Genomic DNA, 14,219 nt, shown 5'->3' on the forward strand with positions numbered 1-14,219 from the left:
ACGCAGGGATCTCTTTCCCGGTAAACCAACCGTCGTCATTGAAGATATGCATGCTGGCTCGGGTATCCCATTGCTGATACAGCACCAGCTCCGCGACATCCGCAGGTAAATCATCACGATGTAAAAGTTCACCTTCCAGAGAATGCACGCGCGTTCCGTTGCCGGTAATCAAATATGCATCCAGCGATAGCGCCCCGAGAATATGCTGCATCTCCAGCGCATGACGCCCCGTGGCAAAAGTGAGGGTAATGTCGCGTTCACGCAGTCGCGCCAAAGTAGAGAGGGTTTTCTCACCTAAATGATGGTCAGGCATCAATAAAGTGCCATCCATATCAAATGCTGCCAGACGAGCCATTTCTTTCTCCACTCTGTGACACGGTTAATGGTGATTGAGTATCACCTGATATATACGGAAGTAATAGTGAATAGTTAAATAATATTGTTCCGGGTTTATATGCGATTGCTCAACCGTCTTAACCAGTATCAACGTCTGTGGCAACCTTCAGCCGGAAAGCCGCAAACCGTCACCGTCAGCGAACTGGCCGAACGCTGTTTTTGCAGCGAACGCCATGTTCGTACGCTGTTGCGTCAGGCACAGGAGGCGGGATGGCTGGAGTGGCAGGCGCAGTCAGGACGCGGAAAGCGCGGACAATTACGCTTTCTGGTCACGCCGGAATCGCTACGCAATGCGATGATGGAACAGGCACTGGAAACCGGAAAGCAGCAAGATGTGCTGGAGCTGGCGCAACTGGCCCCAGGTGAGCTGCGCACTCTGTTACAGCCGTTTATGGGCGGACAATGGCAAAACGATACACCCACGTTGCGTATTCCCTACTATCGCCCGCTCGAACCGCTACAACCAGGCTTTTTGCCCGGCCGTGCCGAGCAGCATCTCGCCGGGCAGATATTTTCCGGCCTGACCCGCTTCGATAATAATACTCAGCGCCCGATTGGCGATTTAGCGCATCACTGGGAAACCTCTACTGACGGGTTACGCTGGGACTTTTATCTTCGTTCAACCCTACACTGGCATAACGGCGATGCAGTAAAAGCCTCACACTTACACCAGCGATTATTGATGCTGTTACAACTGCCAGCACTGGATCAATTATTTATTAGCGTGAAGCGTATTGAAGTCACCCATCCGCAGTGTCTGACCTTCTTTTTACATCGCCCCGATTACTGGCTTGCGCACCGGCTGGCGAGCTATTGCAGCCATCTGGCGCATCCGCAATTCCCACTGATCGGCACTGGTCCTTTTCGCTTAACACAATTCACAGCGGAGCTGGTGCGCCTGGAGAGCCATGATTATTACCATTTGCGTCATCCGCTGCTTAAAGCGGTTGAGTACTGGATAACTCCGCCGCTTTTCGAAAAAGATTTGGGAACCAGTTGTCGGCATCCCGTGCAAATCACCATCGGCAAACCGGAGGAGCTGCAACGGGTCAGCCAGGTCAGTAGTGGCATCAGTTTAGGTTTTTGCTATTTAACGTTGCGCAAAAGTCCCCGACTCTCCCTCTGGCAGGCGCGAAAAGTGATCTCCATTATTCATCAATCCGGTTTATTACAAACGTTAGAAGTCGGAGAAAACCTGATCACCGCCAGTCATGCATTACTGCCAGGCTGGACTATTCCGCACTGGCAAGTACCGGATGAAGTCAAACTACCGAAAACCTTGACGCTGGTTTATCACTTACCGATAGAACTTCATACCATGGCAGAACGCCTACAGGCGACACTGGCAGCGGAAGGCTGTGAACTCACAATTATTTTTCATAACGCAAAAAACTGGGACGACACGACCCTACTGGCACACGCAGACCTCATGATGGGCGACAGATTAATTGGCGAAGCACCGGAATATACTCTGGAGCAATGGCTACGTTGCGATCCACTATGGCCACATGTTTTCGACGCTCCAGCATATGCACATCTGCAATCGACGCTGGACGCGGTGCAAGTAATGCCTGATGAGGAAAACCGATTTAATGCCCTGAAAGCGGTTTTTAGCCAGTTAATGGCAGACGCGACGCTGACGCCGCTGTTCAACTATCACTATCGCATTAGTGCCCCTCCCGGCGTGAACGGTGTGCGACTGACACCGCGCGGCTGGTTTGAATTTACCGAAGCCTGGCTTCCCGCGCCGTCGCAATGAATAGCTGGTCCGGGTTAATCGCAGGCGTTACCATAACGCTTTTATTGTTCAAGCAGGATTATCTATGAAACGTGCTGTCGTTGTGTTCAGTGGAGGCCAGGATTCCACCACCTGTCTGGTGCAGGCATTACAACAATATGATGAAGTCCATTGCGTGACGTTCGATTACGGTCAGCGACATCGCGCAGAAATCGACGTGGCACGCGAACTGGCGCTGAAACTGGGAGCACGCGCGCATAAGGTTCTTGATGTAACGCTGCTCAACGAGCTGGCGGTCAGCAGCCTGACACGTGACAGCATTCCGGTGCCTGATTATGAACCTGAAGCCGATGGCATCCCGAATACGTTTGTCACAGGGCGTAATATTTTGTTCCTGACGCTGGCGGCAATATATGCGTATCAGGTAAAAGCAGAAGCCGTAATTACCGGCGTCTGTGAAACGGATTTCTCCGGCTACCCGGATTGCCGCGATGAGTTTGTGAAAGCACTAAACCATGCCGTCAGTTTGGGCATGGCGAAAGATATTCGTTTTGAAACGCCGCTGATGTGGATTGATAAAGCGGAAACCTGGGCGCTGGCAGATTATTACGGCAAACTGGATTTAGTCCGTAACGAAACGTTGACCTGCTATAACGGCATTAAAGGCGACGGTTGCGGTCATTGTGCGGCATGTAATTTACGCGCCAACGGTTTGAATCATTATCTGGCCGATAAACCGACGGTGACGGCAGCGATGAAGCAGAAAACCGGGTTGAGGTAATTATTCCGGGTGTCGCCGGATGCGGCTTGAGCATCCGGCACCACAAAACGTTTACTTAACCATCTGCTCCAGCTTTTCGCGCAATTCCCCTTCCAGAGCTAATGCTTTCTGCGTTTTAAGATCAATACAAACAAACGTAATAAGCGCATCCGCTACCACCTGCCCTTCCGGCTCCAGTGTAATGACCTGGCTTAAGATGCCGCTTTTACCGTTTAATTGCTGCAACCGACTGGTAATAGTTAACAGGTCGCTTAATACCGCTGGGCGACGATAGTTAATATTGATATTGACCACGACGAAGGCGATGTTATGGGCCGTCATCCACTGAAAACTGTCGCTATTTTCCAACCCATCCCAGCGGGCTTCTTCGAGAAATTCAAGGTAGCGGGCGTTGTTGACGTGTTGGTAAACGTCGAGATGATATCCACGAACTTTGATTTGTGTTTGCATAGCGCAATAACCTTACGTTGTTGTTATAAGTACAGAGGTCATAACTGGTATGACCTCTTCAGTCTGGCAAAAAATTGCCACTATGCAAATTAATTACAGGGTTAATACCGCCAGATTACGTTCCACCAGCGAATTGCCCATCCCCGGCACCTGCTTTAGATCCTCCACCGTTTTAAACGGACCGTACTCTTCGCGATAACTGACAATCGCCTGCGCTTTCTTCAGGCCAACGCCATTCATCGCGCGGGCTAGCTCTTCCGCGCTGGCATTATTAATGCTGACCCGGGTGCCTTCTTCGTCACTGGCTTTCGCCGGTACTGCTGCTTTACTTTGTGCTGCAGGAGCTTCCGCTTTGGTTTCTACCGCCGTCGGTTTCGCCACAGAAGCTGCCGCCAGCGCGCTATGAGACATTCCGGCACAGGCCAGGGACAGGGTAATGAGCAGTGCTTTAATTCCGTGTTTCATACTGTTTTCTCCTTGTTTGTTAACAGTGGAATCACCTTAACGGCAGTGAAAACAGTAAACAAATGGCAATGTTCAGAAATGGAAAAGGCCGCGAAAGCGACCTTTTCTTGTTACAGCTGCAACGCATTTTTTTGCGAGGCGGCTTCAGGATTATTGCTGTTCCAGCGCATCGCCAATTTTGATTTTCGCCTCTTTACGCAGGTTACTCATCAGAGCTTCAAAGACGATTTGTGCGTTGTTCTGGGTGATACCCTGCACCATCGCTTTTTTCTGATCTTCCGGCATTGAACCTTGTTTCACTTCATCCAGCGCCAGCAGAACCACATTACCTTGCATATCGGTCGCCATACCGTAGCTCGGTTTGTCTTTCGCTGGCAGTGGCAGTGCAAACGCCGCCTGGCTAATCGGGTCACGACCGGAACGGCTTAAGATTTTCGGCTCGCCAAATTTCAGACCGGCAGCCTGCATAGCTTCCGCACCTTTGCCGGCTTTCAAATCAACCAGCAGTTTCTCAGCATCCACTTTCGCCTGTTGTTCAGCTTTGTTGTGCTGAACCAGTGCCTTAACTTGTTCCTGAACATCTGCCAACGGTTTCACCGCTTCCGGTTTGTGCTCGCTGATGCGCAGCACGAATGCGCGGTCGCCGTCTACGGTGATGATGTCAGAGTTGATGCCCGGCGCGCCGTTTTCACCTACCAGACCGCCGTTAAAGATAGCGTCGGCAACCGGCTTGAAGTTCAACTCTTCCGGCAGGTTATCTTTGCTAAACCAACCCGTCTGAGTGGCTTTAACGCCGGCAGCTTGCTCTGCACCGGCCAGAGACTCCGTGTCGTTGCTTGCCGCATCGCTCACTTTCTGCTGCAGCGCATAGTACGCATCGAGGGCTTTTTCGTGTTTCACTTTCGCCGCAATGTCGTCACGTACTTCGTCTAACGATTTCACTTTCGCTGGCTGAATGTCGTCCAGACGTACAATCAGGAAACCGACCGAAGATTTGATGACACCAGACAGTTGCCCTTTTTCTTTCAGACCAGCATTTTTCAGTTCGTCGGGGATAGTGGCATCTTCTAACCAACCCATATCGCCGCCGTTACGGGCAGAGATAATATCGGCAGATTTTTCTTTGGCTAATGCAGCAAAATCACCGCCTTTATTCAGCTCATCAAGTACCGCTTTCGCTTCATCTTCAGTTTTGGTCTGGATGATGCTGTAGCGGGTACGCTGCGGCTGGGTGAATTGATCCTGATGCTGATCGTAGTAGCTCTGGATATCCGCATCGCTAACCGGTTGCTGCATCGTTGCGGCATCCAGCTTGATGTAACTCACGCGGAATTGTTCCGGCGTCATGAAATTGTTTTTGTTTTGTTCGTAGTAGCTGGCAATCTCCTGTTCGGTCACAGGCTGCTTCGCCGCCAGCGCGTTAACATCGATAGTCGCCTCACGCACCACGCGTTGTTGCGCGACCAGTGCCGCCAGCTCGTCGGTTTCACCTTTCAGCATAAAATCGGTACCGGCAACACCGTTAATCAGCTGTTGGGTAGTGAGCTGGTTACGCAGCGCCTGGGCGTACTGATCGGCGGTCATCCCCATCTGGTTGAGGATACCGTTATAGCGGCTGTTATCAAATTTGCCGTCAACCTGGAAGGCTGGGGTCGCGAAAATCGCCTGTTTAACCTGCTCATCACTGATACCCAGTTTCAGCTCACGAGCGTACTGATCCAACAGCGCCTCGTCGATCAGACGATTCAGCACCTGTTGACGCAGGGTTTTCATATAGCCTTCATTCGCTGCCAGCTCGGAGTATTGATCGCCCAGCTGTTGCTGCATGCGATTACGCTCGCTGTTAAAGGCGTTCTCGAACTGCCCACGGCTGATTTCCTGGTCATTCACTTTTGCGGCGTAGTTATTGCTTCCGCCAATCAGGTAACCACTCACGCCGGTCAATATGAACGACACGATAATGATACCGAAAATAATCTTGAGCACGAGACTGTTTGCAGCCGTGCGTAAGCTGTCCATCATGGTGTAACAACACTCCGCTGTAGATGACTGTGTACCTCACGCAACGTATCGATGCGCGCAAAGGCCTATTGTGACAAGAAACGGGGGCAATTGTCAGCCCACAAGACGCAGAAAGTCACCGAATACAAATAAAAAAGGCACATCAGTAGATGCGCCCTTGAACTTCGTCACATCCCCACCGGGGACAACGCTTAGTTTACCGCGTCTTTCAGTGCTTTACCTGCACGGAAGCTCGGTACTTTAGCAGCAGCGATGGTGATCTCTTTACCGGTCTGCGGGTTGCGGCCAGTACGGGCAGCACGCTCTTTAACGGCAAAAGTACCAAAACCTACCAGTGCTACATCATCCCCTTCTTTCAGAGATTCAGTTACGGAAGCAATAATAGCATCTAACGCACGGCCAGCCGCAGCTTTAGAGATATCAGCCCCTGCAGCAATCTTGTCGATCAATTGAGATTTATTCACTCTTCTCTTCCTCTTTATAATTTATATCGCACTTGAATCCTTCAAGGTACGAACGCGCAGCAGTTATATCAGGCCAGCCATCCCCTTACAACACCCCTTAATAAGGGCAAGCCCGATCCGCCATCTAACTTAGCGAGACAAAAAAAGGCTGGCAAGCCCGAATTAGCCTGCCAGCCCTGTTTTTATTAGTGCATTTTGCGCGAGGTCACTATTTTGCAGTCACAACCTGCATACCAGACGGTTCATTTTGTAGCGCCAGAGTCAGAACTTCCTCAATGCGCTTCACAGGATGAATGTCCAGATCGGCAATTACGTTGTCAGGAATCTCTTCCAGATCGCGTTTATTTTCGAACGGAATTAGCACTGTTTTAATCCCGCCGCGATGCGCTGCCAGGAGTTTTTCTTTCAAACCACCGATCGGCAGTACCTGACCACGCAGAGTGATCTCACCGGTCATTGCCACATCGGCACGAACCGGGTTACCGGTCAGGCAAGAAACCAGCGCGGTGCACATAGCAATACCGGCACTCGGACCATCTTTCGGCGTCGCACCTTCCGGAACGTGGACGTGGATGTCACGTTTTTCGTAAAAATCAGGGTTGATCCCCAGTTTTTCCGCACGCGCACGAACCACCGTTAACGCCGCCTGAATAGACTCCTGCATCACTTCGCCGAGCGAACCGGTATAGGTCAGTTTGCCTTTACCCGGAACACATGCGGTTTCAATGGTCAGCAAGTCACCGCCCACTTCCGTCCACGCCAGACCGGTTACCTGACCGACACGGTTTTCGTTATCAGCGCGACCATAGTCGAAACGCTGAACACCGAGGTAGTCATGCAGGTTATCGCCGTTAATTTCGATATGTTTTAATGACTTATCGAGCAGTAACTGCTTAACCGCTTTGCGGCACAGTTTGGAGATTTCACGCTCCAGACCACGCACGCCCGCCTCACGGGTGTAGTAACGAATAATGCCGATAATGGCGCTATCGTCGACGGTCAGCTCACCTTTTTTCAGTGCATTACGTTCAATCTGCTTCGGCAGCAGGTGACGTTTGGCGATGTTCAGTTTTTCATCTTCGGTATAACCGGAGAGGCGAATCACTTCCATACGATCCAGCAGCGGTGCCGGAATGTTCATGGAGTTCGACGTCGCGACAAACATCACGTCGCTGAGATCGTAATCCACTTCCAGGTAGTGGTCGCTGAACGCTACGTTCTGCTCTGGATCCAGCACTTCAAGCAGTGCAGAGGCCGGATCGCCTCGCATGTCAGAAGACATTTTGTCGATCTCATCGAGCAGGAACAGCGGGTTTTTCACGCCCACTTTCGCCATTTTCTGGATCAGTTTACCCGGCATAGAACCGATGTAAGTACGGCGGTGACCACGGATTTCCGCTTCATCACGCACGCCGCCCAGCGCCATACGGACATATTTACGCCCGGTGGCTTTGGCAATGGACTGACCAAGAGAGGTTTTACCTACCCCCGGCGGCCCTACCAGGCAGAGGATCGGTCCCTTGATTTTGTTGACACGGCTTTGAACCGCAAGGTACTCAAGGATGCGATCTTTCACGCGCTCCAGACCATAATGGTCGGTATCAAGGATTTCCTGCGCCTGACGCAGGTCTTTTTTGACCTTGCTGCGCGCATTCCACGGTACCTGTACCATCCAGTCGATATAACCACGCACTACGGTCGCTTCTGCCGACATCGGAGACATCATTTTCAGCTTCTGCAACTCTGCTTCCGCTTTCTCTTTTGCCTCTTTCGGCATCTTCGCCGCGTCGATTTTGCGCTTCAGGGCTTCGTTTTCGTCCGGCGCGTCGTCCATTTCACCGAGTTCTTTCTGAATAGCTTTCATTTGCTCGTTCAGATAGTACTCACGCTGGGATTTCTCCATCTGCTTTTTAACGCGGTTGCGAATGCGTTTCTCAACCTGCAGCAGATCGATTTCCGATTCCATCATTGCCATCAGATATTCCAGACGTTCGTTAACGTCGGACATCTCCAGAACGGACTGTTTGTCAGCCAGTTTCAGCGGCATATGTGCAGCAATGGTATCCGCCAGACGCGCCGGATCGTCGATGCTATTCAGCGACGTCAGCACTTCTGGTGGGATTTTTTTGTTCAGCTTGATGTAGCCTTCGAACTGGCTGATTGCAGTACGCACCAGCACTTCCTGTTCCCGCTCATCAATGGTCGGCGACTCCAGATACTCCGCCTTCGCAGAAAAGTGTTCGCCATTGTCAGAGAGCGCAGAAATACGCGCGCGCTGTAACCCCTCGACCAGCACTTTGACGGTGCCGTCAGGCAGTTTCAGCATCTGCAATATAGAGGCCACGGTCCCGACGGTGAAAAGATCGTTTACACCCGGCTCATCCGTTGAAGCTTCTTTCTGCGCGACCAGCATAATTTTTTTATCATGGTCCATCGCCGCTTCCAGACAACGGATAGATTTTTCCCGCCCGACAAATAAGGGGATGACCATGTGCGGATAAACCACCACATCGCGCAGCGGCAATACGGGGATTTCAATGCGTTCAGAACGCTCAGGATTCATAGAGCTCTCTCTTAGTTTAATTTCCGCCAGGTAATCAGATGACACGACTGTGCTTCACGCCATCTATTAACATGTACGTCAGTATATGGGGATGTTTCCCCCACATTCAACGCCGAGAATAGAGGAAAAATTAAAGGGGAGATAAAATCCCCCCTTTTTGGTTAACTAATTGTATGGGAATGGTTAATTATTCACCAGATGCCTGTTGCGCTTCCGGCTTACCATAAATCAGCAACGGTTTGCTTTGACCATCAATTACCGACTCGTCGATAACCACTTTTTCGACATCTTCCATGGACGGCAGATCGTACATGGTATCGAGCAGTGCGGCTTCTACGATGGAACGCAGGCCACGGGCACCGGTTTTACGCGCCATCGCTTTCTTAGCGATAGCATCCAGCGCCTCGTCACGGAATTCCAGATCCACGCCTTCCAGATTAAACAGCGCCTGATACTGCTTGGTCAGGGCGTTTTTCGGCTCTTTGAGGATCTGAATCAGAGCTTCTTCGCTCAGTTCATTCAACGTTGCGACAACCGGCAGACGACCAATAAACTCAGGGATAAGACCAAACTTGATCAGATCTTCCGGTTCAACCTGCGCCAGCAGCTCGCCTTCGCTTGCTTTGTCGGACTTCGCTTTTACCGTCGCGCCAAAACCAATGCCGGAGCCGGTTTCTACACGGTGGGAAATCACTTTATCCAGACCGGCAAACGCACCGCCACAAATAAACAGGATCTTAGAGGTATCAACCTGCAAGAATTCCTGCTGCGGATGTTTACGCCCACCTTGCGGTGGAACAGCAGCTACCGTACCTTCGATCAGTTTCAACAGTGCCTGCTGTACGCCTTCACCGGAAACGTCTCGGGTAATGGACGGGTTGTCTGACTTACGAGAAATCTTGTCGATTTCATCGATGTAGACAATCCCGCGCTGCGCTTTCTGTACGTCGTAATCGCACTTCTGCAACAGCTTCTGAATGATGTTTTCAACGTCTTCGCCCACATAACCGGCTTCGGTCAGCGTGGTTGCGTCGGCCATGGTGAACGGGACGTCCAGCAGGCGCGCCAGCGTTTCAGCCAGCAGCGTTTTACCGGAACCGGTCGGACCGATCAGCAGAATGTTACTTTTGCCCAACTCGACACCATTGCTGGTATCGCCGTTGCGCAGACGTTTGTAATGGTTGTATACCGCGACCGCCAGCACTTTTTTCGCCTGTTCCTGGCCGATAACGTAATCGTCCAGGTGGTTGCGAATTTCATGCGGCGTCGGTAGCGCACTGCGTTCACGATGCGGTGCAACTTCTTTAATCTCTTCGCGAATGATGTCGTTACATAAATCAACACATTCGTCGCAGATATACACGGATGGACCGGCAATCAGCTTGCGCACTTCATGCTGGCTTTTGCCGCAAAAAGAGCAATACAGCAATTTGCCTGAGCCATCTTTGCGTTTATCTGTCATGGGTCAAAACCTCTTCTTTGTTCTTTGTGCCGCACACGACGACGCAAATGCCATTCTCAGGCGCAAGCCGCTTACAGCGTTGTGCCGCCCTGGATAAGTATAGCGGCACAGTTGCGCCTCTGGCATCAATTACGATGGGTCAGAATCGAATCGACCAGACCGTATTCCACCGCTTCAGGGGCGGAAAGGAAGCGATCGCGCTCGGTATCACGTTCAATCTGTTCTAATGATTGACCCGTATGAAGCGCCATAAGTTCATTCATGCGCCCTTTAACTTTCAGAATTTCACGGGCATGAATTTCGATATCGGTCGCCTGGCCCTGGTAGCCGCCCAACGGTTGGTGAATCATCACGCGCGAATTCGGCAGGCAAAAACGTTTACCTTTTGCCCCTGCGGTCAACAAGAAAGCGCCCATCGAGGCCGCCTGGCCCATACAGATGGTGCTGACATCAGGCTTGATAAACTGCATGGTGTCATAGATAGACATCCCGGCAGTGATCACCCCGCCTGGGGAGTTAATGTACAGATAGATATCTTTTTCTGGGTTTTCCGCTTCCAGGAACAGCATCTGCGCCACAATCAGGTTAGCCATGTGGTCTTCAACCTGGCCAGTCAGAAAAATGACGCGTTCCTTAAGTAGACGAGAATAGATATCAAAAGAGCGCTCACCGCGTGAGGTCTGTTCAATGACCATCGGCACCAGCGCCATATGGGGTGCAAAGTTATCTCGTTCGCCGCTGTATGACATTTCCGTCTCCTGGATAAAATTGAAAAAACCTGCTGTACCGATTGTAACCTTATGGACGGATTATCAGCTAGTCCCTGTGTTATGGGTACGGCATCACCATATTTCAAGCATAACAATCTTTTGTTGTTACGCTAACACCGAAAGAGGCTTTTCGCACGGTTCCATGCAAAATTCATGACAAAAAAAAGCCCACCACCTGGCGGTGACGGGCCTTTGTGCGAATTTAGCGCGTTATGCTGCGTAAATTACGCCTGCTGGTTCATCAGCTCGTTGAAAGTGGTTTCTTTTTCAGTCACTTTCGCTTTCGCCAGTACAGCTTCAACAGCCTGTTCTTCCAGAGCAACATTGCGCATGTTGTCCATCAGTTCTTTGTTTTTGCTGTAGAACTCGATAACTTCTTTCGGATCTTCGTACGCAGAAGCCATCTCTTCGATCAGGCCTTTCACGCGCTCTTCGTCAGCTTTCAGCTCGTTGGTGCGGATAACTTCGCCCAGCAGCAGGCCAACAACTACGCGGCGTTTTGCCTGTTCTTCGAACAGTTCGCGCGGCAGTTCCAGAGCTTGTTTTTCGTTGCCACCGAAACGCTGTGCAGCCTGACGACGCAGAACGTCGATTTCGCTGTCGATCAGCGCAGCCGGTACGTCGATGTCGTTAGCTTTTACCAGACCTTCGATCGCCTGAGACTTAACGCGGTTACGGATGGCGCTCTTCAGCTCGCGCTCCATGTTTTTACGCACTTCAGCGCGCAGACCTTCTACGGAACCATCTTCAACGCCGAAACGTTTGATGAATTCTGCAGTCAGTTCCGGCAGTTCACGCTCTTCAACTTTCTTCAGGTTGATAGCGAATTTCGCTGCTTTACCTTTCAGGTTTTCTGCGTGGTACTCTTCCGGGAAGGTCACGTCGATGGTGAACTCTTCGCCCGCTTTGTGGCCTTTGATACCGTCTTCAAAGCCCGGGATCATACGACCCTGGCCCATCGCCAGTACGAAATCAGACGCTTTGCCGCCTTCGAACTCTTCGCCGTCTACAGAACCGGTGAAGTCGATGGTCACGCGGTCTTCTGCTTCAACAGCGCCGTCTTTGTCTTTCCAGGTTGCCTGCTGTTTACGCAGAGTATCCAGCATGCCGTCAACGTCAGCGTCGGTCACTTCAACGATCGGTTTTTCAACTTCGATCGCTTCCAGACCCTGCAGCTCAACTTCCGGATAAACTTCAAACTCTACAGAGTAGGTGAAGTCTTCACCCAGCTTGTATTCGCCCGGAACATAGGTCGGTGCGCCAGCTGGATTGATTTTTTCTTTAATGATGGCGTCAATGAAGTTACGGCTCATCAGGTCGCCCAGGACGTCCTGGCGTACAGACGCGCCATAACGCTGAGCAACGATATTCATTGGCACTTTGCCTTTGCGGAAGCCGTCAATACGTACTTTTTTCGCAACGTTGACCAGCTCGCTTTTAACAGCGGTCTCGATGCTGTCAGCAGCGATAGTAATCGTTACACGGCGGCCAAGGCCTTGAGTGGTTTCAACTGAAACTTGCATCTTGTTACCTCAAAAAATCACAGTGCTCGGTCAACTCTTACCCCGCAAGCACAGGTTGTTGGCTTCGCGGAACCGGGATGTTCTTATAATCAATCACATTCCCTGTTACCAGAATCATCCCGAAAGCATTCAAATAGGACGCGGCATTATAGCGGCATCACTTTTATGAGTCGAGAACGGTTATTGCGCGCTGTCGCGTATTTTTTCACAATTCCCGAGCAATTTTCGTCTGAATGCTGGGCAAAAAGCGCAAAATCCAGACAAAACAAAACGGCCCGCAGGCCGTTTTTCATAAAATCTTTAGCAACATACTGGAAAAGCGCCGACAGTTGCAAATGCGTTTTTACGCGATGCTTCCTGCTCCACGACAGGGAGGAGAGGCAAAGACGGTGTCCTGCAACCCTTCCCACTCCTTAATAGTGTAAGTATGCAGAGCCAGCGCATGAACGGTAGTAGAGAGTTCCTCCGCTAAAGTACTGTAAATCATTCGATGACGATTCAGAAAACGTTCACCCGTAAAACGATCGCTGACCAGCACAACTTTAAAATGGCTTTCAGAGCCGGCTGGGACATTGTGACGATAGCTTTCATCCACTACTTCGAGGAATACGGGTTGGAACGCCGCCCTTAATTTTTCTTCTATCCGCTCACGTATCATCATGAAATATCTCCTCCGACAACGCTGAGATGTCATCCATCCCTTTAAATACTAGCCGCTTTTACCGTTTCCATTGCAGCTTAACAACAAATATTTAGGTTTCGTCCTGGTTTTTCCGTCAAGCGTATGAAGTTTACTGATTTAAAGATTGAAACACAGGCCTCGCATCAGCGTTTCTTTTACCAGGGGTGATTATTTCGTCAACATGATGAATTTACATGCCTTACCCACTTCCCCTCGCCGTTGGCAATGTTATGATGGCGGGAATTTTTACCAAACACGCTTAAGAGTCTCTGAGAGCCCGAACATGTTCAAAAAAATCCTCTTCCCGTTAGTTGCTCTGTTTATGCTTGCAGGATGCGCAAAACCGCCAACAACTATTGAAGTTTCCCCGACGATTACACTGCCACAGCAGGATCCAAGCCTGATGGGCGTCACCGTAAGCATTAATGGTGCCGATCAGCGTACCGATCAGGCGCTGGCAAAAGTCACCCGCGATAATCAAATCGTTACCCTGACCGCCTCCCGCGATCTGCGTTTCCTGCTGCAAGAAGTGCTGGAAAAACAGATGACCGCGCGTGGTTACATGGTTGGTCCGAATGGCCCGGTTAATCTGCAAATCATCGTTAGCCAACTGTATGCTGACGTGTCCCAGGGCAACGTGCGCTACAACATCGCCACCAAAGCGGATATCGCCATCATCGCTACCGCGCAGAATGGCAACAAAATGACCAAAAACTATCGTGCCAGCTACAACGTTGAAGGTGCGTTCCAGGCCTCCAACAAAAATATCGCCGATGCGGTTAACAGTGTGCTGACCGATACCATCGCTGATATGTCTCAGGACACCAGCATCCACGAATTCATCAAGCAGAACGCGCGTTAATTTCTGCCCTCTGGCCCGGTGCAAGCCGGGCCTGTAGACGC

Annotated in this window: 13 protein-coding genes; 3 read left to right on the forward strand and 10 right to left on the reverse strand. The window is 50.9% G+C overall.

Annotated features, from left to right (window positions below):
- Nucleotides 1-355 (reverse strand): HAD-IIB family hydrolase (locus QZF50_RS02610; protein WP_250313295.1); only part of this gene is annotated, 355 nt, incomplete at its 3' end.
- A gap of 99 nt (nt 356-454) precedes the next feature.
- On the opposite strand from QZF50_RS02610, the gene QZF50_RS02615 reads away from it, so the two are divergent.
- Both QZF50_RS02615 and queC read left to right on the forward strand, forming a co-directional pair.
- Nucleotides 455-2,155, forward strand: coding sequence for an SgrR family transcriptional regulator (locus QZF50_RS02615; protein WP_001238231.1), 1,701 nt, complete (start codon nt 455-457; stop codon nt 2,153-2,155).
- 64 nt (nt 2,156-2,219) lie between these two features.
- The gene (gene queC / locus QZF50_RS02620) at nt 2,220-2,915 is read left to right on the forward strand and encodes a 7-cyano-7-deazaguanine synthase QueC (protein WP_242391566.1); all 696 of its coding nucleotides are present in this window, start codon (nt 2,220-2,222) and stop codon (nt 2,913-2,915) included.
- 51 nt (nt 2,916-2,966) lie between these two features.
- Here the strand turns inward: queC and fadM are convergent, their stop codons facing one another.
- From fadM to bolA, 9 genes are all read right to left on the reverse strand, one after another.
- Nucleotides 2,967-3,365 (reverse strand): long-chain acyl-CoA thioesterase FadM, encoded by a 399-nt coding sequence (fadM, locus tag QZF50_RS02625; protein ID WP_290388819.1) that lies wholly within the window; start codon nt 3,363-3,365, stop codon nt 2,967-2,969.
- Between the two features lie 93 nt (nt 3,366-3,458).
- Nucleotides 3,459-3,830: a helix-hairpin-helix domain-containing protein gene (locus QZF50_RS02630; RefSeq protein WP_000680312.1), complete on the reverse strand. Its 372-nt coding sequence runs from the start codon at nt 3,828-3,830 to the stop codon at nt 3,459-3,461.
- Nucleotides 3,831-3,980: 150 nt separating this feature from the next.
- Nucleotides 3,981-5,852 (reverse strand): peptidylprolyl isomerase, encoded by a 1,872-nt coding sequence (gene ppiD / locus QZF50_RS02635; protein WP_061892159.1) that lies wholly within the window; start codon nt 5,850-5,852, stop codon nt 3,981-3,983.
- Between the two features lie 191 nt (nt 5,853-6,043).
- A complete protein-coding gene (hupB, locus tag QZF50_RS02640) occupies nt 6,044-6,334 on the reverse strand; it encodes a nucleoid-associated protein HU-beta (RefSeq protein ID WP_254892905.1) in 291 nt (96 codons plus the stop codon).
- 190 nt (nt 6,335-6,524) lie between these two features.
- Nucleotides 6,525-8,879 carry an endopeptidase La gene (gene lon, locus QZF50_RS02645; RefSeq protein ID WP_001295325.1) on the reverse strand — a complete coding sequence of 785 codons (2,355 nt, stop codon included), beginning with the start codon at nt 8,877-8,879 and terminating at the stop codon, nt 6,525-6,527.
- 187 nt (nt 8,880-9,066) lie between these two features.
- Nucleotides 9,067-10,341, reverse strand: coding sequence for an ATP-dependent protease ATP-binding subunit ClpX (gene clpX, locus QZF50_RS02650; protein WP_000130305.1), 1,275 nt, complete (start codon nt 10,339-10,341; stop codon nt 9,067-9,069).
- Nucleotides 10,342-10,466: 125 nt separating this feature from the next.
- A complete protein-coding gene (clpP, locus tag QZF50_RS02655; RefSeq protein ID WP_000122253.1) occupies nt 10,467-11,090 on the reverse strand; it encodes an ATP-dependent Clp endopeptidase proteolytic subunit ClpP in 624 nt (207 codons plus the stop codon).
- Nucleotides 11,091-11,335: 245 nt separating this feature from the next.
- Nucleotides 11,336-12,634, reverse strand: coding sequence for a trigger factor (gene tig / locus QZF50_RS02660; protein WP_001198381.1), 1,299 nt, complete (start codon nt 12,632-12,634; stop codon nt 11,336-11,338).
- A 343-nt stretch (nt 12,635-12,977) separates the two neighbouring features.
- Nucleotides 12,978-13,295 carry a transcriptional regulator BolA gene (gene bolA, locus QZF50_RS02665; protein ID WP_000973448.1) on the reverse strand — a complete coding sequence of 106 codons (318 nt, stop codon included), beginning with the start codon at nt 13,293-13,295 and terminating at the stop codon, nt 12,978-12,980.
- A 304-nt stretch (nt 13,296-13,599) separates the two neighbouring features.
- Between bolA and QZF50_RS02670 the strand changes: the two genes are divergently transcribed.
- Nucleotides 13,600-14,178: a lipoprotein gene (locus QZF50_RS02670; RefSeq protein WP_001295326.1), complete on the forward strand. Its 579-nt coding sequence runs from the start codon at nt 13,600-13,602 to the stop codon at nt 14,176-14,178.
- Nucleotides 14,179-14,219: the final 41 nt, after the last annotated feature.

Origin of the sequence: uncultured Escherichia sp., assembly GCF_948475835.1 — a bacterium.
Taxonomy (GTDB): domain Bacteria; phylum Pseudomonadota; class Gammaproteobacteria; order Enterobacterales; family Enterobacteriaceae; genus ECMA0423.

What these genes read in the sequence shown, in the direction of transcription:
- QZF50_RS02670 (WP_001295326.1), top strand. Translation starts at nt 13,600, where the DNA reads ATGTTCAAAAAAATCCTCTTCCCGTTAGTTGCTCTGTTTATGCTTGCA.
- ppiD (WP_061892159.1), bottom strand. Translation starts at nt 5,852, where the DNA reads ATGATGGACAGCTTACGCACGGCTGCAAACAGTCTCGTGCTCAAGATT.
- clpP (WP_000122253.1), bottom strand. Translation starts at nt 11,090, where the DNA reads ATGTCATACAGCGGCGAACGAGATAACTTTGCACCCCATATGGCGCTG.
- lon (WP_001295325.1), bottom strand. Translation starts at nt 8,879, where the DNA reads ATGAATCCTGAGCGTTCTGAACGCATTGAAATCCCCGTATTGCCGCTG.
- fadM (WP_290388819.1), bottom strand. Translation starts at nt 3,365, where the DNA reads ATGCAAACACAAATCAAAGTTCGTGGATATCATCTCGACGTTTACCAA.
- bolA (WP_000973448.1), bottom strand. Translation starts at nt 13,295, where the DNA reads ATGATGATACGTGAGCGGATAGAAGAAAAATTAAGGGCGGCGTTCCAA.
- queC (WP_242391566.1), top strand. Translation starts at nt 2,220, where the DNA reads ATGAAACGTGCTGTCGTTGTGTTCAGTGGAGGCCAGGATTCCACCACC.
- tig (WP_001198381.1), bottom strand. Translation starts at nt 12,634, where the DNA reads ATGCAAGTTTCAGTTGAAACCACTCAAGGCCTTGGCCGCCGTGTAACG.
- QZF50_RS02615 (WP_001238231.1), top strand. Translation starts at nt 455, where the DNA reads ATGCGATTGCTCAACCGTCTTAACCAGTATCAACGTCTGTGGCAACCT.
- QZF50_RS02630 (WP_000680312.1), bottom strand. Translation starts at nt 3,830, where the DNA reads ATGAAACACGGAATTAAAGCACTGCTCATTACCCTGTCCCTGGCCTGT.
- clpX (WP_000130305.1), bottom strand. Translation starts at nt 10,341, where the DNA reads ATGACAGATAAACGCAAAGATGGCTCAGGCAAATTGCTGTATTGCTCT.